The sequence below is a fragment of the Ornithinimicrobium sp. genome, assembly GCF_051004135.1.
Classification (GTDB): Bacteria; Actinomycetota; Actinomycetes; order Actinomycetales; family Dermatophilaceae; genus Ornithinicoccus.
This window is the reverse complement of the sequence record NZ_JBPCKQ010000145.1, coordinates 22043-39963: the sequence shown is the minus strand read 5'-3', so window position 1 is coordinate 39963 and position 17921 is coordinate 22043. Positions and strand designations below refer to the sequence as shown.

The following is a 17921-nucleotide window of genomic DNA, read 5'->3' as shown; positions in this document are numbered from 1 at the left end:
GACCCGACCGCTCAGCCTACAGCCAGCCGAACGGGTCGACCGGTATGCCGTTCTCCCGGGTCTCGAAGTGCAGGTGGCACCCGGTCGACAGCCCGCTGGATCCGATGTAGGCCACCAGCTGGCCGCGGTTGACCGAGCCGGACCTGACGGCATATCCGGACAGGTGCGAATAGGTCGTCACGAGGTTGACCCCGCGATGCACGCCGTGGTCGATGAGCAGCTTGTTGCCGCCGGCCTGCGTGGACGGAGCGCCGATGACGACCCCGTCGGCCGGCGCGTACACCGGCGATCCACAGGCCCCGGCGTAGTCGATGCCCGCATGCAGCCGCGAGTAGCCGAGGATCGGGTGGACCCGATAGCCGAAGGTGCTGGCGACCGCGGCCGGGGAGGGGGCCGAGAGGAAGCCAGAGGATACCTGCGGAGGTGCGGGCTCGGGGGTTGGTGCGGGCTCCGGGGTTGGTGCGGGCTCCGGGGCGGCGACCGGTGGCGGCTCCGGCGCTGCCTCCCGCTCGCGCTGCCGGCGGGCCTCCTGCGCTGCCTCGGCGGCCTGGCGATCGGCCTCTTCCTCGGCTTTGCGCCGGGCCTCCTCCTCGGCGATGCGCTGCTGCTCGGCGGTCTCCGCGACCTGGAGTCCGTGCTTTTGCTGGGCCAGCTCAACGAGCTCGGTCTCCAGCTCCTCGGACTCCAGCTGTGCGGCACCGAGCTGCTGCTCGAGCGCGGCCTTCTCCTGCTCCAGGCTCGCCCGGTCGGCCGCCTGCTGGGCCAGCACGTCCTCCAGCTCGCTCTTGGCCTGCTCCGCTCCGTCGCGGGCTTGTTGCTTGCGCACCACGTTTACCTCGGCCTGGGCAAGCAGCAGGGCGATGCCCTGACGCACCCCCTCCAGCCGGTCACCCTCGGCGACCTCCTGGGCCTGCTGGCTCAGGAGTCGCTCGAGCGTCTGGTCCTGGACGCGCAGCACGGTGCGCGCCATGGCCATCTCCTGCACCGCGTCCCCGTCACCGGACAGGACGTCCAGCGTCATCGCGACGCTGCCCAACCCGCCGTTCTTGTAGGACTCCCGGGCCATGGCGCCGACCGCGGCTCGGCTCTCCTGCTGCTGCGCGTCGTTGTCGGCCAGCGAGACCTCGATCTTCACCTCGTTGGCGCGGGCCACCTCGAGCTCGCCGTCGATCCGCTCCGTCTCCTCCTCGGCAGCGAGCAGCTCGTCCTGCGTCGCCGCCAGCGCCACCTGCGCCGCTTCCACCCTGCCGGTGGTCTGCTCCAGCCGGGCGTCGGCCTGCTGGAGGTCAGCCGAGGTCTCGTCGACATGATCGTCCAGCTGCTCGATTCGGTCGTCGACGCCTCCGCGCTGCTGCTCGGTCGAGCGCTGCCGCTGCTCCACCTCCCCCATCTCTTCCCTGATGTCGTCGAGGTCGTCCGCCAGGGCCGGCGCGGTGAGCAGCAGGCCCGTCGTCAGCGCGAGCACCAGGGTCGCGCTCACCCGCCGGCGTGGTCGCCGGTGGGACGAGGGCCCGTTCGTGACCTGCGCGCCGTCGTGCGGCGCAGAACGCCGGGCCGCGCGGCTAGAGGCGGACATACCGGCGCAACGCCATCCACGAGGTGGCCACGGCCAGCACGACCGCGCCGCCGACGAGCACCGGGGTGATCATCCACAGGTCGTCCACGCCGACCAGGCTGACCAGGCTGCTCTCCCCCGCGAGCAGATCGCTGAGGAAGCCGCTGATGCCGTGCTCCACCATGGCCCAGAGCAGCGCGACCGCGAGTCCCGCACCCAGCAGGGTGGCCAGCACGGTCTCGACCACGAACGGGACGTGGATGGTGAAGGCGGAGGCTCCGACCAGTCGCATGATCCCGGTCTCCCGCCGCCGTGACCAGGCGGTGAGCCGGATGGTCGTGCTGATCAGAAGTCCGGCGCACAGCACCATGGCGGCGGCCAGAGCGCCAGCGACCACGCTGACCACGTTGAGGAAGGTGAACATCTTGTCCACCACCTCTCGCTGGTCCTCCACGCTCTCCACCCCCGGAGCGCCCTGGAACGCCCCGGCGATGACGTCGTACTTCGTCGGATCGGACAGCTGCACTCGGTAGCTCTGCGGGATCGCCTGCTTGGGGATGGTGTCCAACGCCGGTGACCCCTGGAACTGCTCCCGGAAGCGCTGGTAGGCCTCGTCGTTGGACTCGTGCCAGTATTTCTCCACGAGTGGCTCCAGGCTGTCCAGATCCGCGCTGAGCTGTCGGCTCTGTGCCTGCGTGACGCCGCCGGCAGCGCACGCCGGCACATCCGTGGCGTCCGGCGTGCACAAGAAGATGGAGACCTGCACGCGGTCGTACCAGTAGCCCTTGGCCGTGTCCACCTGCTGCTGGGCCAGAAGCCCGGTGCCCAGGAAGAACAGCGACACCATGGTGACCAGGGCCACCGAGACGAACATCGAGGTGTTGCGGCGTAGACCGCCCATCACCTCGGTGAGCAGGAAGGCCGGTCTCACCGGCGGCCCACCCCTTCCAGCTCGACCGGCGCGTAGGCACCGTCCGCCTGGTCGCGCACGACGAGTCCGTCGCGCAGCTGCACGACGCGCTTACGGAACGTGTCGACGATGGTCGTGTCGTGCGTGGCCATCACCACGGTGGTGCCGGTCCGGTTGATCCGGTCCAGGATGGCCACGATCTCCTGGCTCGTGTGGGGGTCCAGGTTGCCGGTCGGCTCGTCGGCCAGCAGGATCGAAGGCCGGTTGACCATCGCTCGGGCGATCGCCACGCGCTGCTGCTCGCCGCCGGAGAGCTCGTGCGGCAGGCGCTTGGCCCGGTCCTGCAGGCCCACCAGCTCGAGCGTCTCGGGGACGGTCTGCCGTATCACGTGGCCGCGCGTGCCCAGGACCTGCAGGACGTAGGCCACATTCTGATAGACGGTCTTGCCGCTGAGCAGCCGGAAGTCCTGAAAGACCGTGCCGACCTGTCGGCGCAGCGCAGGCACCCGCCGCAGCGACATGCATCCCAGGTCGTGGCCCGCGACGAGCACCCTTCCCGAATCAGTGCCCTGCTCCAGGATGATCAACCGGAGCAGGGTCGACTTGCCCGAGCCGGAGGCACCGACCACGAAGACGAACTCCCCCCGCGAGATGTCGATGGTGACTTCCTGCAGCGCCCAGGGGTCGCCTCTGGCGTAGCGCACGCTGACGTTCTCGAAGGAGATCATGGGCCTAAGGATCGCTCCTGTCGGGGACCTGCCGTCCTCGATGTTACCCATGAGGCTCCTGTCTTTTGGGGAGCCGACACACCGTGGTGTCGGGCGCAGGATCAGCCTTGCGCGGCCTCGGCGCGCTCCAGCGAGCGCTTCCACCGGATGCCGGCCTCCAGGAACGCGTCGATGTCGCCGTCCAGGACCGCTGCGGTGCTGCCGACCTCATAGTTGGTGCGCAGGTCCTTGACCATCTGGTACGGGTGCAGCACGTAGGACCGCATCTGCTCCCCCCAGGAGGCCTTGATGTCGCCGGCCATCTCCTTCTTGGTCGCGTCCTCCTCCTGCTTCTTCAGCAGCAGCAGCCGGGACTGCAGTACGCGCAGCGCGGCAGCCCGGTTCTGGATCTGCGACTTCTCGTTCTGCATGGACACCACGACACCCGTCGGGAGGTGGGTCATCCGCACCGCGGAGTCGGTGGTGTTGACCGACTGCCCGCCCGGACCGGAGGAGCGGAACACGTCGACCTTGAGGTCGGCCTCAGGGATCTCGATGTGGTCGGTGGACTCGATCAGCGGCACCACCTCCACGGCGGCGAAGCTGGTCTGTCGTCGGCCCTGGTTGTCGAACGGGCTGATCCGCACCAGCCGGTGGGTGCCGGCCTCGACGCCCAGGGTGCCGAAGGCATACGGCACCTTGACCTCGAACGTCGCAGACTTCAGCCCGGCCTCCTCTGCGTAGGAGGTGTCCAGGACCGAGGTGGGGTAGTCATGTCGCTCGGCCCACCGCAGATACATCCGCATCAGCATCTCGGCGAAGTCGGCGGCGTCGACCCCACCTGCGCCCGAGCGGATCGTCACGACCGCCTCGCGGGCATCGAACTCGCCGTTGAGCAGCGTGCGGACCTCGAGCTGGTCGACGGCCTTGTGCAGGCCGCTCAGACTCCGCTGCGCCTCCGCAAGAGTCTCGGCGTCGTCCTCCTCCTGACCCAGCTGGACCAAGACCTCCAGCTCCTCGATCCGGTCGTCCATCCCGGTCACCCGGTCGTGCTCGGCCTTGAGCCGCGACATTCGCGAGGTGATCTTCTGCGCGCGCTCCACGTCGTCCCACAGGTCCGGCACGGAGGCCTGCGCCTCCAGCTCCTGGATCTCGACCTGCAGCCGCTCCAGGTCGGTGACCTCGCGGACCGTCGCCATCGTCGCCCGCAGCTGCTTGATCTCGCCGTCGAAGTCCACCGTCACGATCGGACAGCCTACGCGAGCCGCACCCGCTCAGCCGACGAGCTGCACCGTCCGCAGCCGCGCCGCAGGCACCTGTGAGACCAACCACTGCACCGCGTCCCGAGCGCTCCAGCCGCGCATGTGGTCCTTGATCAGGCACAGCGCCCCAGCCAGATCCTGCCCCAGGGTGACCAGCCGGTCCTCGGCATACCCGTCCCTGCGCTTCTGACCCAGGCCGACGTTGGCCATCAGCCCTTTGCACAGACACTTGCGGCCCTCGGTCGCCTCCTGCGACCCACCCTTCTTGAGGTACATGTCGATCGGCTCGGCGGGACAGCGGTAACCGATGCTGCCGTTGTCCTTCTCGTATGCCGTGCGCAGGTAGGACAGGTCGCACAGCCGGGGCCGGGCCTGGTAGACCGGCTCCTGGCTCGCGGTCTCCGGCAAGGTGGCGACCTTGAACGGGAAGCCGGTCGGACTGGCGCGGGGGTCGTTGCGCACCGCGACGTCACCGGTCTCGCGCAGCTGGGTCAGCATCTCCTCGCGGGTCTGCTGCGTCAGGCCGCTGTCGTTGGACAGCGCGAACAGGGTGCCGACCTGCACACCCGCGGCGCCGGCGTCGAGCGCCTCGGCAACCTTCTCCGGGGTCCCGTAGGCGCCGGCGAGCCAGAACGGGAGGCCGAGGTCGACCATCTTGGCCAGGTTGGCCAGGTCCCGCGGGCCGTAGATCGGCTCGCCGCCGTCGTCGAGCTGCATCTTGCCGCGCGGTGGCGCGCTGTGACCGCCTGCGCTGGGGCCCTCCACCACGAAGCCGTCCGGGCGGATCTCGGGGTCACGGTAGAGGTAGTTGGCCAACACCTCGGCCGAGACGATCGCCAGGAACTGTGGGCGCCGGATGGGCGGCAGCTCATCGCCCAGGAGGCCGACGGGGTCGACCTCGATGTAGCGGGTGATGGTGCCACCGGCGACGTCGGCCGTGACCCGCCCGACCCGGTGCGCGGCGATGTCGGTGAGCAGCTGGGGGATCTCCCGGGGAATGCCGGCGCCCATCAGCACGTAGTCGACCCCCGCCAGGGAGGCACCGAGCAGGGCAGTGGGTGTAGCCACCTGCAGCTTCTCCAGGCAGTTGATGCCGACCGCCCCGTCATGGCCCTCCTTGGCCAGCCACACCTCGGCGAAGTTGGCCACCACGGCCAGCTCGGAGGCCGCACGGGAGGTGTCCAGCGTCAGCTTGGGCAGCGGGCGATAGGGCGCGTCGGGGGCCTTGCCGCCCTCGATGTAGAACTTGTCGAGGACCCGGGCAGCCATCTCGGGTGAGGGAAACGCGGCCAGCGCGCGCCGCATGTGACCACCGGGGTCACCCTCCTGGAGTCGGCGGGCCAGCACGGCGTCCATCGCCGTGCCGGAGACCACGCCCATCTGGCCGGACATGGACACCTCGCGGGCCAGATGCCACGAGGACACGGCCACCCCCATCCCTCCCTGGATTACGACGGGCAGGTCAGTCGGAGCCACACAGGCCTCCTCGGTGTGTATGAGGTCGAGACCTACGATCGCGTAGGTTTCGCTTGCGTAACTTACGGTACCGTAAGCCTGCGCAGATGTCGCCCTTGACGAGGGCACGCGGCGCCACCACCCCCGATCTTCGGCCACCGGCTCGGTGCGCTCACCAGTGGCGGGATGTGCTCGCGGGTCTAGGCCAGGGCGACCTGGACGCCCTTGGACGCGCAGGTGAAGATCACGTCGGACAGGTCATCGACCACCAGGTCGGCGCTCACCTCGTCGCGGGACGAGGTGGTCAGTACGGCCAGCGTCGCGCATCCGGCGGCGCGGGCGGCCCTCAGCCCGCTCGGCGCGTCCTCCACCACCAGACATTCGGCGGGGTCCACACCGAGTCTCATGGCGGCGAGCAGGTAGGGCTCGGGGTCCGGCTTGCCGCGCACGATGTCATCGGCCGTGACGAGGACCTCGGGCACCGGGATTCCGGCCGCGCCGAGCCTGGCCAGGGCCAGCCTGCGCGTCGCGGAGGTGGCGATGGCGGCGTGATCGGCCAAGGCCGTCAACGCGGCGACCGCCCCCGGCAGGGCCCGCACCCCGTCCGTGTCGGCCTCCTCGAGGTCGATGATGCGCTGCAGGGCCGCATCCCGGTCCAAGTGGGGGGCCACCTCATCGATGATCGCTCCAGCCGGCATCCCGTGGTAGCCGGCCAGGGTCTGCAGGTCCACGTCGTGCTCGGCCGCCCAGGTGCTCCAGGAGCGCACCACGGCGGGTGTGGAGTCGATCAGTGTGCCGTCGTTGTCCAGCAGCACCGCAGCGAAGCGGCGGTCGGTCACCCTCGGCGTCATCCTCCAATTGTGCCGTGGCTCGACATGTGCGGCGCCGCCCCCCGGTCCGCCGGACAGCAGTTGCGCTCCCTCGAACTCGAAGTCGTCGTGCCAGGTCACGATGCCGGCCGCACCGCCGGAGGACGCGCGTCGCAGAGCGGCTCGCAGAGAGGACAGTGCCATTGCAGCACCTCAATTTCCGTGCAGATGCGCCGCGTGGTCATCGCCCCCGCCGGCGCATGGATTCCAAGACGCAGTCAGCTCGACGTCTTCGAACTGTCAGTGACAAGTCAGTGCCTAGTACACAACCTACAGACTAACCAAGGAATTCGCTCAAGTGGCGGATCAGCGAGGCGTGCCGGGTATGCGGAGTGCCAGGTATCCAGGGTGCCAGGTATGCGGAGTGCCGGGTATGCGGAGTGCCGGGTCGTGATCCACCGGGGTCGCTACTCCAGCTCCGACCGAGCCGTCGAGCGCACGGTCACGCCCACGCTGCCGCCGAACTGCTGCAGCGCTTGACTGACGACGGGGATGCGCACCTGTGCCCGCAGCTGAACGACGGCGGTGCGACCATCCGGCGTGCCGCTGTCACCCACCAGCCTCCAGTCGCTCACTTGGGGCGGTGCCTCCCGAGCCGCCAGGTGGCTCGTAGCGGCCTCGATCACTCCGGCGTCCGTCAGCGGCACGCCGGCGCCCACCCCTTCGCCGTAGACGGTGTCGGGCGACACCGCGTCGGCGGCGTCAAGGGCCGCCGCGTCCGCGGCGTCGAGCAGCTGGATCCGGCTCAGCTGCACCGAGGTCACTCCGACGATGCCCATGATCAGGGTCAGACAAATGCCGACCATGCCGATCAGCAGGACTCCGATCTGACCGTCCTCATTCGAGCGGGGCCTGCCCGCTGCCTCACCACTTCTCCCGTGGTCGCGTCTGGGCAGCACTCCTTTGCTCACCCCTCCCGGAACTCATCGACCGGCTCGGTGTGGCTGGAGGTCATGGTGATGGTGGTGGGGATCACTCCGGACATGAAGTCGGGCACCAGTGGCACGGCCACGTCGACCGTGCTGTCCACTCGAACTCGACCACCGGGAGTCAGACAGGGATCGACAGCACATGTGATGCTGACCGATCCCTGCCCTTGGTCGAAGCCGAAGGCGTCGAAGACCAGGGCGGCCGCGGCCGCGCCGCGACCCGGTGCGGACCCGTCCGTGGCAGCGGTGACGTAGGCACGGCCGGACTCGCGGGCCGCTGCGGACGAGGCGTAGGCACCGGCCTGCAGCCGGCCAAGGGTGCCGACGAGGTAGAGCAGCGGCACCATCAGCAGCACCATCAGGAACACCATCTCAACGAGCATCGAGCCGCGCTCGGAGCGGACCTGCATCATTGGTCCTCGGCGAAGGACTGGCCGGTGACGGTCATCGTGCCGGGCACCCCGAGCGGGCCGACCACGGGCAGCGGGATGTCCGCGGTCAGCCGGATCACGAAGACTCCGGCCACGCTCGTTCGCTGCGCCTCAACCGAAGTGCCGTAGCGTCCGGGCAGGGTCGTGGCCAGCAGCTCCTGGGCGCGGGCGACACCGTCGGCCTCGGTGGCGTCGGCGCGTGCGGCCACTCTGGCCCCCTCGATGACATGAGCCGTCGCGGTGTTGCGCACATGCAGGGCATAGGCCACCTGGAGCACGGCCGAGAACATCAAGGCGACCACACCTGCGATCAGCGCGAACTCCGCGACAGCAGCCCCTGCGTCGCGACGCCCGGGCTGCCGCCCGGTCATGGGCCGCTGACGCCGGAGACCGCGTCGCTGAAAAGACTGGTCAGCAGGGGCTGCGCGAGGGCCCACAGCACGGCCACCAAGCCCGCTGTCATGACGGTGATCAGCACCCAGCCGGGCACGTCACCTCGATCCGGTCGCCGACACCAGGCCGACAGGCGACACCAGGCCTCGGCCTGCAGGTGGTCGCGGGTGGTGCGCAGGGTCGAAGGCTTCATCGTGCTCTCCTGGGATCGGACCGGGATCGGTTCGGTTCGGGTCGGTTCGGGATCGGTTCGGGTCGGATCGGGATCGGTTCGGGTCGGATCGGTATCGGTTCGGCGCGAGGGCAGGTGCGGTGCCTCATACGGAGATCCGCAACAGGGCCAGGCCGGGGTAGACGGCGAAGAGGACGGTGACCGGTAGCACCAGGAAGACGACCGGGATCATCATGGCGATCTCCCGCTTGCCGCCCTCTTCGATCAGACTCTGTCGGGCAGACTCCCGGGCGTCCTGAGCCTGCGCGCGCAAGATCTCACCGAGCGGGGTCCCTCGCTGAACGGCCACCACGATGCCGTCCACGAAGCGGTTGAGCGCGGGCAGACCGGTGCGGTCGCTCATCCCCTGCAGTGCCTCCACCAAGGGCGTCCCGGTCCGGGTCTGCGCCAGCGCGAGCTCGAGCTCGGTGGAGAAGTCGCCGGTCGCCAGTCGTCCCACGCGTTCCAGTGCCTGGGCGGTGCCCTCGCCCGCGGTCACCGCCAGCGCCAGCAGCTCGGCCATGGCAGGGAACTCGGCCATCATCCTGGCCTCCCGCTGACGGGCGCGGATGGACAGCAGGCCGTCCCGCGCCATGACACCGGCCAGGACGGCGCAGGCCACGACGACGAGCAGCGCCGGCAGACTGGCGCCGCGCACCCACCACAGCAACGAGCCCAGCCCAGCGGTCAGGACACCGGCGGCGATGCCCCAGAGCACCTGCTGCACCCGGAAACCTTCGACGTCGTCGGCCAGACCCGCTCGTTGCAGCCGCTGACTGACCGACTCGCGGCCACCGAGCAGCCGGTCGACACCGGCTGCAGCTCGCCTGGTCAGCGGAGCCAGCAGGTCGTTCGTGGAACAACCTCCCGCGTCGTCGTGCAGAAGACGGGAGCGCCGGGGGGCCTGGTCCAGGTAGGGCTCGATGCGTCGCTGCAGGTCAATCCCGCGGGTCAGCGGAGCGCCCGCGACGACCAGCAGCAGGCCGACGACGATCCCCGCCCCGCACAGCGCACCCCACCAGGACAGGTCGACGGGCATCACCGCAGCACCCGCTGCTCGTTCGGCAGCCGACCGAGCCGGACCATCAGTCGATACGCCAGCGCCGAGAGTCCGGCCCCGACCAGGAGGACGAGCACGCCGGAAGGCTGCCGGTAGGCGAGCAGGGCCGAGCCGCGGGTCGCCATCAGCAGGAGCACCACCCAAGGCGCGGCCATCGCCAGCCGTGCGGCGTTGACGGTCCAGCTCTGCCGCGCCTCCAGCTCGGCCCGCGACCGGGCGTCCTCACGAAGGAAGGAGGACAGGGCGCGCAGCACCCGGCCCAGATCGCTGCCGCCGACCTCGCGGGCGATGCGCAGCGCCTCGATGAGGCGATCGGCCACCGGGTCGGCGAGCCGGAGCTTGAGCCGGTCCAGCGCCTCGGAGAACCTCCCGCTCGACCGGTAGTCGTCGGCGAAGCCCTGGAACGACTCGCGCAGCTCCACCGGACCACGATCGGCCAGCTGGACCAGAGCCTCGGGCAGTGCGAGTCCCGCACGGACCGCCGAGGCGACGTGGTCGACCACGTCCGGCCATAGCTCCCGCAGCTGGCTGCGTCGGCGGCGCGCACGACCGCGCACGACGGCGACCGGGGCGTAACCGGCCATCAGCGCGAAGGCCAGCGACACGGCGGGCACCTTTGTGACCGCGAGGCCGGCGAGCAGCACGACCAGAGCGATGATCAGACTGCCGGCGAGCAGCACCCCGGGCCGCAGCCCACGGATGCCGGCCAGCACGATCTCGTCCGCCAGCCGCGTGAGCAACGACCGGCGCACCCGACCCACGGGACGCTGCGCGCGCGGCCAGAACGACCACCAGATGCAGGCCAGACCGAGACCGAAGGTCAGTCCCAGGAGCACCCCGCTCATGTCCGGCCACCCAGGAGGAGCGGCACGTCGAAGCCGGCGCGCCGGAAGCGCTCCTCGTGCGGTGGATAGCCTTCTGCCCGGACCAGGTCGCCGTCCCGCTGCACGAACAGGTCGGCCACCTCGATGATCTCACCCTCGGTGCGACCGGGCAGTGCCACGATCTCCTGGACAGCGCGATGGCCATCGGCCTGCAGGGCAATCTGCACCACGATGTCCACCGAGGCGGCAACCGTCGGCACCACGAAGCTGCTGCTCACGTTGGAGCCGGCCAGCAGCGGCAGGGTGCACATCTTGGTCACCGCCTCACGCGCGCTGTTGGCGTGCACGGTGCACATCCCGGGCAGTCCGCTGTTGAGAGCGATGAGCAGGTCGAGGCTCTCCGCCTGCCGGACCTCCCCCACGACGATACGAGAAGGCCGCATCCGAAGCGCCTCCTTGACCAGCCGTCGCAGCGGGATCTCCCCGGTGCCCTCCAGACTCGGCTGCCGGCACTGCAACGACGCCACGTCGCGCAGCGGGATCTTGAGCTCGAAGACCTCCTCGCACGTCACGACTCGCTCCTGCTGCGGGATCGCAGCCGCGAGGCAGTTGAGCAAGGTGGTCTTGCCCGCCTGGGTCCCCCCGGAGACCAGGATGTTGAGTCCGCTCGCGACGCAGGCGGCCAGGAAGCGGGACGCGGACGGCGTCAGGGTGCCGAGACCCACCAGGTCGTCGAGCTCATCGGCAGCCACGACGAACTTACGGATGTTGACCGCCCAATGGCGCCGGGTGATGTCCGGGATGACGACGTGCAGACGGGAGCCGTCGGGCAGCGAGGCGTCGACGAACGGTGAGCTGAGGTCCACCCGCCGTCCGGACGTGCGCAGCATCCGCTCGACCAGGTCGTGCACCTGCTCCTGGGTCAAGAAGGTGGGGGTCAGCTCGGAGCGACCGTTCCTGGCGACGAACACACGGCTCGGCTCGTTGATCCAGATCTCCTCGACGCCCTGGTCGTCCAGGTAGGGCTGCAGCGGTCCGTAGCCGGCCACCGCCTCGAGCAGCAGACGCCGGGTCTCCTCGGGGTCGGCCAGCGGCACCAGCCCACCCAGCAACGAGCGCTCCTCGTAGTCGGTCACCGTCTCGGCAATCAGGTGCCGGACCGCATGGTCGTCGCGAGCTGGGTCCAGGTGGCGCCGACGAATCAGCTCGCGGACATCCTCCTCCAGCGAGAGCATGACCGTGGATGCCATGGGAGAGCCCCTTCTTTACCGGACGCGGACACGCTAGTGCTTCTGCCGACAGCAAACCAGACTTTGCCGGGACAAACTTGACGATCCACAGATGTGTGGATAACTCGTGTGACACGTGGGATAACTGTGGACAGACGAGGTCCATGTCGGCTCATTGCTGCAAGGCTCGGCTCATGGACCTGCGGATGACGCTCTCGGACGGGCACCGGGTGCAGCACGTCGCCCTCAGCGGTCCGCCCGGCCTGCCGTGGGGTGAGGTCGCCCGTCGGCTCCCGGCCGGCTGGCCTGCCGACCCCACCGCGTATGCCGTGCCCTCCCCGCAGGGTCCGCGGCGTCTCTCGCCCACGTCGAGGCTAGGGGACCCACCGCTGCTGCACGGCGCCGGGCTGTTGTCCGGGGAGGCGGTCGCCGGCCGGAGCCGTCCCTCGGCCCCGGCGCCCGCCGAGATGGTCGCCGTCGAGGGACCCGACTGTGGCCGCTGGTGGCCGCTGCCGGCCGGGGCGCGGCTCTCGGTCGGGCGAGACCCCTCGTGTCGGGCCAGCATCCAGGACCCGGCACTGTCCCGACGGCACTGCACCGTCACCGCGACCCGGCAGGGTGTCCTGGTCACCGACCTCGGCTCGACCAACGGTGCACAGCTGGACGGGCGGCTCGTGCTGGACCAGACCCGATGGACTCCCGGCCAGCGCCTGAGTGTCGGCTCCTCGGTCCTTGAGCTCGACGTTGCTCCCCCGCTCCCGCTGCGCACCGAGGCCGACGGAGCCGGCTATCTGGTGGTGACACCGACAGCGCCGCGACCGGCGGTGCCCCCGGCGGTCGCGCTTCACACCCCGGCCGTTCCCACGATGAGCCGGCCCACGGCGCCGCCGGTGCTGGCCTGGGCGCTGCCGCTCCTGGTATCAGTCGGTTTGGCGCTGGTGCTGCGGATGCCGATGCTGCTGCTGTTCGGGCTGATGGCCCCGGCGATGATGCTGGGCAGCCACTTCGGCGAGCGGCGGCACCGCCGCCATGAGCACAGCCGGGCGAGCAAGCGGCATACCGAGGAGATGACGGCGCTGGACGACCAGGTCCGACGAGCGGTCGCCCGCGAGCTGCGACTGGTCCGCACCGCGCACCTCGACGTCGCCCGCTGGTGCGCGGTGGTCCGGGAGCGGCCCGCCGAGCCGTTGTGGTCTCGCGCGGCGGCCCCCGGCGCACTCGTGCTCCGGCTGGGCCGCGCGCGGCTGCCGACGTCGGTGCAGCTGGACGAGCAGCCCGTGCCGGCCGACGACGCACCGCTGCTGCACGCCTGGACGGGCACCCTGGGCATCGTCGGCCCGCCGAGCCTCGTGCGTGCGCTGGCGCGCACCCTGCTGTGCCAGGTGGTGCTGACCCACGACCCGCAGACCCTGGTGATCGGTGCGGTCCACCCGGACCCGGAGTGGGACTGGCTGGCCTGGGCGGCGCGTCCCGCCGTTCCGGGCTGTGCCCAGGTGCTCCTGGACGACCGGCTGGACCGCCCCGACGACTCGTGCGCTGGTTCCGCGACCGCGGTGCTGCGGCTGGCCCGGACCCGGGAGGAGCTCGGCGCCGTCGACGATCTCGTCGAGGTCGGTGACCCCACATCGGCCTGCTGGCACGCCTGCGGTGGCACGGACCCGGTGGCCTTCTGCCCTGACCTGACCTCCCGCGACCTCGCCCGCTGGATGCTGCGTCGAGTCGCGGGCTGGCGCACCCCGGAGCGCGCCGGTGACGCCGGGGCCGGGGTGGTGCCCCGCTCGGTGCCGCTGGCCGCGATTCATCCCGGCGCTGACGATGTCACCGCGGTGCTTCGCCGCTGGGAGCACCGTCCGAGCAGCACGCGCTGCCGGCTCGGTCTCGGAGCCGCCGGGCCGGTCGAGATCGACCTGGCGGTCGACGGGCCGCACGCCCTGGTCGCCGGCACCACCGGAGCGGGCAAGTCCGAGCTGCTGCGCACCATGGTCACCGCGCTGGCGCTGGGCAACCGGCCCGACCAGCTGGTGTTCGTCCTGGTCGACTACAAGGGCGGGTCGGCCTTCACCGAGTGCGCGCAGCTGCCGCACTGCGTCGGCCTGGTCACCGACCTGGACCCACACCTCGCCGACCGGGCGCTGACGTCGCTGCGAGCCGAGCTGAAGCGGCGCGAACGGCTGCTGGCCGACGTTGGCGCGAGGGATCTGTCGGCATACCAGGCCAAGGAGGGCATGCCGGCGCTGCCCCGGCTGGTCCTGGTGATCGACGAGTACCGCGCGCTGGCCGAGCAGCTGCCGGCCTTCGTGGACGGCCTGGTCCGCATCGCAGCGCTCGGCCGCTCGCTGGGTCTGCACCTGGTGCTGGCCACGCAACGACCGACCGGCATCGTCTCGGCCGACGTGCGGGCCAACATGAACCTGCGCATCGCGTTGCGGATGCGGGACACCGCTGACTCCTACGACGTGCTGGAGTCCCCCGAGGCCGCAGCACTGCCCGAGGGGGTGCCGGGCCGGGCGCTGCTGCGCACCGGCGCCGACGCGCCGCGGATGCTCCAGGTCGCGCGGGTGATGGACGCCACGGCCGGATCCGGCCCACCGGTCTCCGTGCACGTGTTGCCCAGCCTGTGGGCCGACGCGCCGGCGACGCAGCGCGGGGAGCCGGTCGGTGACGAGGGCAGCGCGCTGGCCGTTCGCATCGCGGCGGCGACCCAGGAGGCAGCGCAGGCACTGGAGGTCGCCGCGCCGCCGTCGCCGTGGCTGGCGCCGTTGCCCGCGGTCCTGCCGTTGGCGCAGGTCACGCGGGCAGCAGGGCACCCCGGGGAGGCAGCGGAGGTATCGGCACGGGGCGCGGAGGCCGACGCCGACTTCGCGGTGCCGTGGGGGTTGCTGGACCTGCCGCAGCAACAGCGCCAGGAGGTGGCCCGGTGGGACCCGGTGGACGAGGGTCATTTCGCGGTGATGGGCGCCCCCCGGGCGGGCCACTCGACCCTGCTGCGCACGGTGTGCGCCCAGCTGATCGACCGGCACGACGCGGGTCGGGTCCACCTCTACGTCTTCGACAACGGCGGTGGTATGCGGGTGCTGCGCGATGCACCCCATACCGGGGCACTGGTCACCGCCGAGGAGCCGGTGCGAGCCGCCCGGGTGCTGGAGCGACTTGTGGACACCCTGCAACACCGGCAGCGAGCCCTGGCGAGCAGGGGCCTGACGTCGTTCACCGAGCAGCGAGGCGGGGCCGACCCGTGGCCCCTGGTGGTATGGGTGGTCGACGGATGGGGCCGCTTCGCCCAAGTGCAGTCCGAGCACGCCCGGGGGGCCGGCCTGGAGTCCGCTCACCGGCTGCTGGCCGAAGGACCCGGCGTGGGCATCGTCGCCGTGCTCGCCGGTGATCGCAGCCTGCGCTCCGGCCGGGTCGCTCCGACGCTGCCCTCGGTCTGGTCGCTGCGGCTGAGCGACCCGACCGACCTGCTGATGGCCGGGCTACGGCGCGAGCAGATCCCGCTCGGGATGCCACCGGGGCGGGTGGTCCGGCTTCGTGACGCCGTGGTGGCGCAAGGGGTAGTCCTCGGCTCCGACCCGGGCGGGTCCGCCCAGGTCACCCGGGTGCAGCAGATCCTGGAGCGCACTCAGGACCGGGACGAGACGGTGTCCCCCGAGCGCCGTCCCTGGCGTGTGGTCGAGCTGCCCGCAACCTGTCGGCTCGCCGACCTGCTCGCGCAGCTGAGAGTCGGTGAGCTGGAGCCCCCAGTGAGCTCGGGCGGTCTGGTCATCGGGGTCGGCGGTGACGGCGGCGGCCCGATCGTCATCCCGCTGGACACCGCCGTCGGCGGCTGCGCCGTCGTGGTCGGTGCTGCCGGCACCGGCCGCAGCACGACGTTGCGCACGATCGCCGAGGCTGCCCGGGGGGCAGGCCTGGCCGTCGTCGAGGTCGACGGTGACACCCTCCGTCAGGACGCCGAGCTCCTGCGCGACCGACTGACGGCGCACCCTGGCGCCGTGGTGACCGTGGACGACACCGAGCGGCTGAGCGACAGCACGGTCGAGGAGGTCCTGCTGACCTGGACCGCAGGTCTGAGCACCTGTGGCGGTGCGCTCGTGGTGGCAGCGGACAGCGAGCGGGCCGGGTCGGCATACCGTGGCCTGGTCCCCCTCGCGGCCCGGGACCGCACCGGGATCGTGCTGTCCCCGCAGTCGGCCACCGAAGGCTCCGTGCTCGGCATCGCCGCGCCCACGGGCGGCCCGGTCGTGCCCGGCCGCGGGGTGTTGGTGCACCGCGGAGTGGTGACCCCCCTCCAGGTGGCACAGGGCGCCGCAGACCACTCGAGCTGACCCCTGCGCTCAGTCGAGCTGGCCCATCCGCAGACTCGAGACGATCACCAGGACGGCCCCCAGCAGGACCGAGCCCGCCAGCCACACGGGGGCGAACTGGAACATCGCGATCCCCAGCGGCACCAGCAGACCGTTGGCGGCCATCGCCGGTGCCTGCGCGCGTGGGTGCCGGGTCCACAGGCCGTAGGCGACGTAGCCCAGCCCGACCACGAAGATCAACATCATCACCACCGTCATGATGATCACGACCGGGTCGCTGCCTTCGCCGCGCAGCAGCTCGATCAGATAGAACGCCGCGAAGCCGGCCAGCGCGACCGCCTCCACGCCGACCAGGGCACCCGCGAGCTGACCCGTCCGGACCTGCGCAGGAGTCGGGGCGGGGGACTCGGTCACAGGCCGAGGGTAGCCACCACGCCCGAGCCACAGCGCATACCCTCAGGTGTGTGACTGCCGCCTCGACCCTCGCCGACCTGATCAGCCCGCTGACCGGCGGCGAGCTGCCCTGCCACCTGACCGCGTGGGACGGCAGCAGCGCCGGCCCCGACGACGCGCCCCACGTGCGCATCGCCTCCCCCGATGCGCTGCGTCGGCTGCTGTGGCACCCCGGCGAGCTCGGCGCAGCCCAGGCCTACGTCACCGGTGAGGTCGAGGTCGAGGGCGACCTCGGCGACGGTCTGCGCGAGGTGCGGCGCCGGCTCACCGAGGCGGGGGTCACCTCGCTGCGCCCCTCCCCGCCGCTGTTGGCCAAGGGCGCCCGCGCCGCGAAGGACCTGGGCGTTCTCGGTGCACCGCCGGAGCCACCCGCCTCCCAGGCCAGGCTGCGCGGCTGGTTGCACACGCTCGGGCGCGACCGCTCCGCCATCAGCCACCACTACGACCTGTCCAACGACTTCTACGAGGCCATCCTCGATGAGCAGATGGCCTACTCCTGTGCCTACGTGACCGACGACTCGGTCGACCTGGCGCGCGACGGCGAGCACCCGGCATACACCCTGGAGGACGCGCAGCGCGACAAGCTGGACCTCGTCTGCCGCAAGGTCGGCCTCGAGGCCCGCCCGGGTATGCGCCTGGTCGACGTGGGCTGCGGGTGGGGCTCGTTGTCGCTGCACGCGGCCCGGGAGTACGGCGCGCAGGTGCTCGGCGTGACCATCTCCGCGCAGCAACAGGCGTTCATCAGCAAGCGCGCTGCCGAGCAGGGCGTCGCCGACCGGGTGGAGATCCGGCTGCAGGACTACCGCGAGGTCCCCGAGACCGGCTTCGACGCGGTCACCTCCATCGAGATGGGCGAGCACGTCGGCGACGGCAACTACCCCACGTATGCACGGGCGCTGCACCGGCTGGCCGCGCCGGGCGCCCGGGTGCTGGTACAGCAGATGTCCCGGCCCGGCAAGCACCCCGGCGGGGGGCCGTTCATCGAGTCCTTCATCGCCCCGGACATGAGCATGCGTCCGCTCGGCCAGACGGTGGCCCTGCTGGAGATGGGCGGTCTGGAGGTGCGCGACGTGCAGGCGCTGCGCGAGCACTACGTGTGGACGGTGCGGACCTGGGCGCAGCGGTTCCGGGCGCGCCGGGAGCAGCTGGTCGCGCTGGTCGGCGAGGAGGTCTGCCGGGTCTGGGAGCTCTACCTGGCCGGAGGAGCGCTGACCTTCGAGCAGGGCCGGATGGGCGTCGACCAGATCCTGCTGGCCCGTCGCCACGACGACGGTCCCAGCGGGTTGCCGAACTGCCGACCGACCACCTGGTCGACCTCGAAGGAGGGCTGAG

At 71.1% G+C, this 17921-nt stretch carries 16 protein-coding genes; 2 read left to right on the top strand and 14 right to left on the bottom strand.

The annotated features are described in order from the left end of the window. Nucleotides 1-16 precede the first annotated feature (16 nt). The 13 genes from ACR2FV_RS09745 to ACR2FV_RS09685 all read right to left on the bottom strand — a co-directional run bounded on the left by ACR2FV_RS09745 (nucleotide 17) and on the right by ACR2FV_RS09685 (nucleotide 11856). Complete coding sequence (locus ACR2FV_RS09745) at nucleotides 17-1480, bottom strand: peptidoglycan DD-metalloendopeptidase family protein (RefSeq protein ID WP_434015496.1); 1464 nt, start codon at nucleotides 1478-1480, stop codon at nucleotides 17-19. 82 nt (nucleotides 1481-1562) lie between these two features. Continuing rightward, the gene (gene ftsX, locus ACR2FV_RS09740; RefSeq protein ID WP_434015495.1) at nucleotides 1563-2486 is read right to left on the bottom strand and encodes a permease-like cell division protein FtsX; all 924 of its coding nucleotides are present in this window, start codon (nucleotides 2484-2486) and stop codon (nucleotides 1563-1565) included. Beyond that, the gene (gene ftsE / locus ACR2FV_RS09735) at nucleotides 2483-3193 is read right to left on the bottom strand and encodes a cell division ATP-binding protein FtsE (RefSeq protein WP_434015494.1); all 711 of its coding nucleotides are present in this window, start codon (nucleotides 3191-3193) and stop codon (nucleotides 2483-2485) included. The genes ftsX and ftsE overlap by 4 nt, the downstream gene beginning before the upstream one ends. A gap of 101 nt (nucleotides 3194-3294) precedes the next feature. Continuing rightward, complete coding sequence (gene prfB, locus ACR2FV_RS09730; protein WP_434015493.1) at nucleotides 3295-4416, bottom strand: peptide chain release factor 2; 1122 nt, start codon at nucleotides 4414-4416, stop codon at nucleotides 3295-3297. Nucleotides 4417-4446: 30 nt separating this feature from the next. Further along, nucleotides 4447-5910, bottom strand: a complete 1464-nt coding sequence (locus ACR2FV_RS09725; protein WP_434015492.1) for a nitronate monooxygenase — start codon at nucleotides 5908-5910, stop codon at nucleotides 4447-4449. 179 nt (nucleotides 5911-6089) lie between these two features. Next, nucleotides 6090-6902 (bottom strand): HAD-IA family hydrolase, encoded by an 813-nt coding sequence (locus ACR2FV_RS09720; RefSeq protein ID WP_434015491.1) that lies wholly within the window; start codon nucleotides 6900-6902, stop codon nucleotides 6090-6092. Nucleotides 6903-7165: 263 nt separating this feature from the next. Next, on the bottom strand, nucleotides 7166-7657 hold the full coding sequence (locus ACR2FV_RS09715) for a pilus assembly protein TadG-related protein (RefSeq protein WP_434015510.1): 492 nt from the start codon (nucleotides 7655-7657) through the stop codon (nucleotides 7166-7168). Nucleotides 7658-7665: 8 nt separating this feature from the next. Then, nucleotides 7666-8097, bottom strand: coding sequence for a pilus assembly protein (locus ACR2FV_RS09710; protein WP_434015490.1), 432 nt, complete (start codon nucleotides 8095-8097; stop codon nucleotides 7666-7668). Beyond that, on the bottom strand, nucleotides 8097-8489 hold the full coding sequence (locus ACR2FV_RS09705) for a TadE/TadG family type IV pilus assembly protein (protein ID WP_434015489.1): 393 nt from the start codon (nucleotides 8487-8489) through the stop codon (nucleotides 8097-8099). Before ACR2FV_RS09705 ends, ACR2FV_RS09710 begins: the two co-directional genes overlap by 1 nt. Further along, nucleotides 8486-8704 carry a hypothetical protein gene (locus tag ACR2FV_RS09700; RefSeq protein ID WP_434015488.1) on the bottom strand — a complete coding sequence of 73 codons (219 nt, stop codon included), beginning with the start codon at nucleotides 8702-8704 and terminating at the stop codon, nucleotides 8486-8488. Before ACR2FV_RS09700 ends, ACR2FV_RS09705 begins: the two co-directional genes overlap by 4 nt. A 124-nt stretch (nucleotides 8705-8828) precedes the next feature. Further along, nucleotides 8829-9761, bottom strand: a complete 933-nt coding sequence (locus ACR2FV_RS09695; RefSeq protein WP_434015487.1) for a type II secretion system F family protein — start codon at nucleotides 9759-9761, stop codon at nucleotides 8829-8831. After that, a complete protein-coding gene (locus ACR2FV_RS09690) occupies nucleotides 9761-10627 on the bottom strand; it encodes a type II secretion system F family protein (protein ID WP_434015486.1) in 867 nt (288 codons plus the stop codon). Before ACR2FV_RS09690 ends, ACR2FV_RS09695 begins: the two co-directional genes overlap by 1 nt. After that, nucleotides 10624-11856, bottom strand: coding sequence for a CpaF family protein (locus ACR2FV_RS09685; protein WP_434015485.1), 1233 nt, complete (start codon nucleotides 11854-11856; stop codon nucleotides 10624-10626). Before ACR2FV_RS09685 ends, ACR2FV_RS09690 begins: the two co-directional genes overlap by 4 nt. A 185-nt stretch (nucleotides 11857-12041) precedes the next feature. On the opposite strand from ACR2FV_RS09685, the gene ACR2FV_RS09680 reads away from it, so the two are divergent. Further along, entirely contained in the window at nucleotides 12042-16157 is a 4116-nt protein-coding gene (locus ACR2FV_RS09680) for an FtsK/SpoIIIE domain-containing protein (RefSeq protein WP_434015484.1), read from the top strand. Nucleotides 16158-16166: 9 nt separating this feature from the next. Here ACR2FV_RS09680 and ACR2FV_RS09675 read toward each other — a convergent pair whose 3' ends face one another. Beyond that, nucleotides 16167-16550 (bottom strand): hypothetical protein, encoded by a 384-nt coding sequence (locus ACR2FV_RS09675; RefSeq protein WP_434015483.1) that lies wholly within the window; start codon nucleotides 16548-16550, stop codon nucleotides 16167-16169. Nucleotides 16551-16600: 50 nt separating this feature from the next. On the opposite strand from ACR2FV_RS09675, the gene ACR2FV_RS09670 reads away from it, so the two are divergent. Next, nucleotides 16601-17920 carry a class I SAM-dependent methyltransferase gene (locus ACR2FV_RS09670; protein ID WP_434015482.1) on the top strand — a complete coding sequence of 440 codons (1320 nt, stop codon included), beginning with the start codon at nucleotides 16601-16603 and terminating at the stop codon, nucleotides 17918-17920. The last annotated feature ends 1 nt before the right edge of the window (nucleotide 17921 follow it).

What these genes read in the sequence shown, in the direction of transcription:
- ftsE (WP_434015494.1), bottom strand. Translation starts at nt 3,193, where the DNA reads ATGATCTCCTTCGAGAACGTCAGCGTGCGCTACGCCAGAGGCGACCCC.
- ACR2FV_RS09720 (WP_434015491.1), bottom strand. Translation starts at nt 6,902, where the DNA reads ATGGCACTGTCCTCTCTGCGAGCCGCTCTGCGACGCGCGTCCTCCGGC.
- ACR2FV_RS09710 (WP_434015490.1), bottom strand. Translation starts at nt 8,097, where the DNA reads ATGCAGGTCCGCTCCGAGCGCGGCTCGATGCTCGTTGAGATGGTGTTC.
- ACR2FV_RS09705 (WP_434015489.1), bottom strand. Translation starts at nt 8,489, where the DNA reads ATGACCGGGCGGCAGCCCGGGCGTCGCGACGCAGGGGCTGCTGTCGCG.
- ACR2FV_RS09700 (WP_434015488.1), bottom strand. Translation starts at nt 8,704, where the DNA reads ATGAAGCCTTCGACCCTGCGCACCACCCGCGACCACCTGCAGGCCGAG.
- ACR2FV_RS09695 (WP_434015487.1), bottom strand. Translation starts at nt 9,761, where the DNA reads ATGCCCGTCGACCTGTCCTGGTGGGGTGCGCTGTGCGGGGCGGGGATC.
- ACR2FV_RS09690 (WP_434015486.1), bottom strand. Translation starts at nt 10,627, where the DNA reads ATGAGCGGGGTGCTCCTGGGACTGACCTTCGGTCTCGGTCTGGCCTGC.
- ACR2FV_RS09685 (WP_434015485.1), bottom strand. Translation starts at nt 11,856, where the DNA reads ATGGCATCCACGGTCATGCTCTCGCTGGAGGAGGATGTCCGCGAGCTG.
- ACR2FV_RS09680 (WP_434015484.1), top strand. Translation starts at nt 12,042, where the DNA reads ATGACGCTCTCGGACGGGCACCGGGTGCAGCACGTCGCCCTCAGCGGT.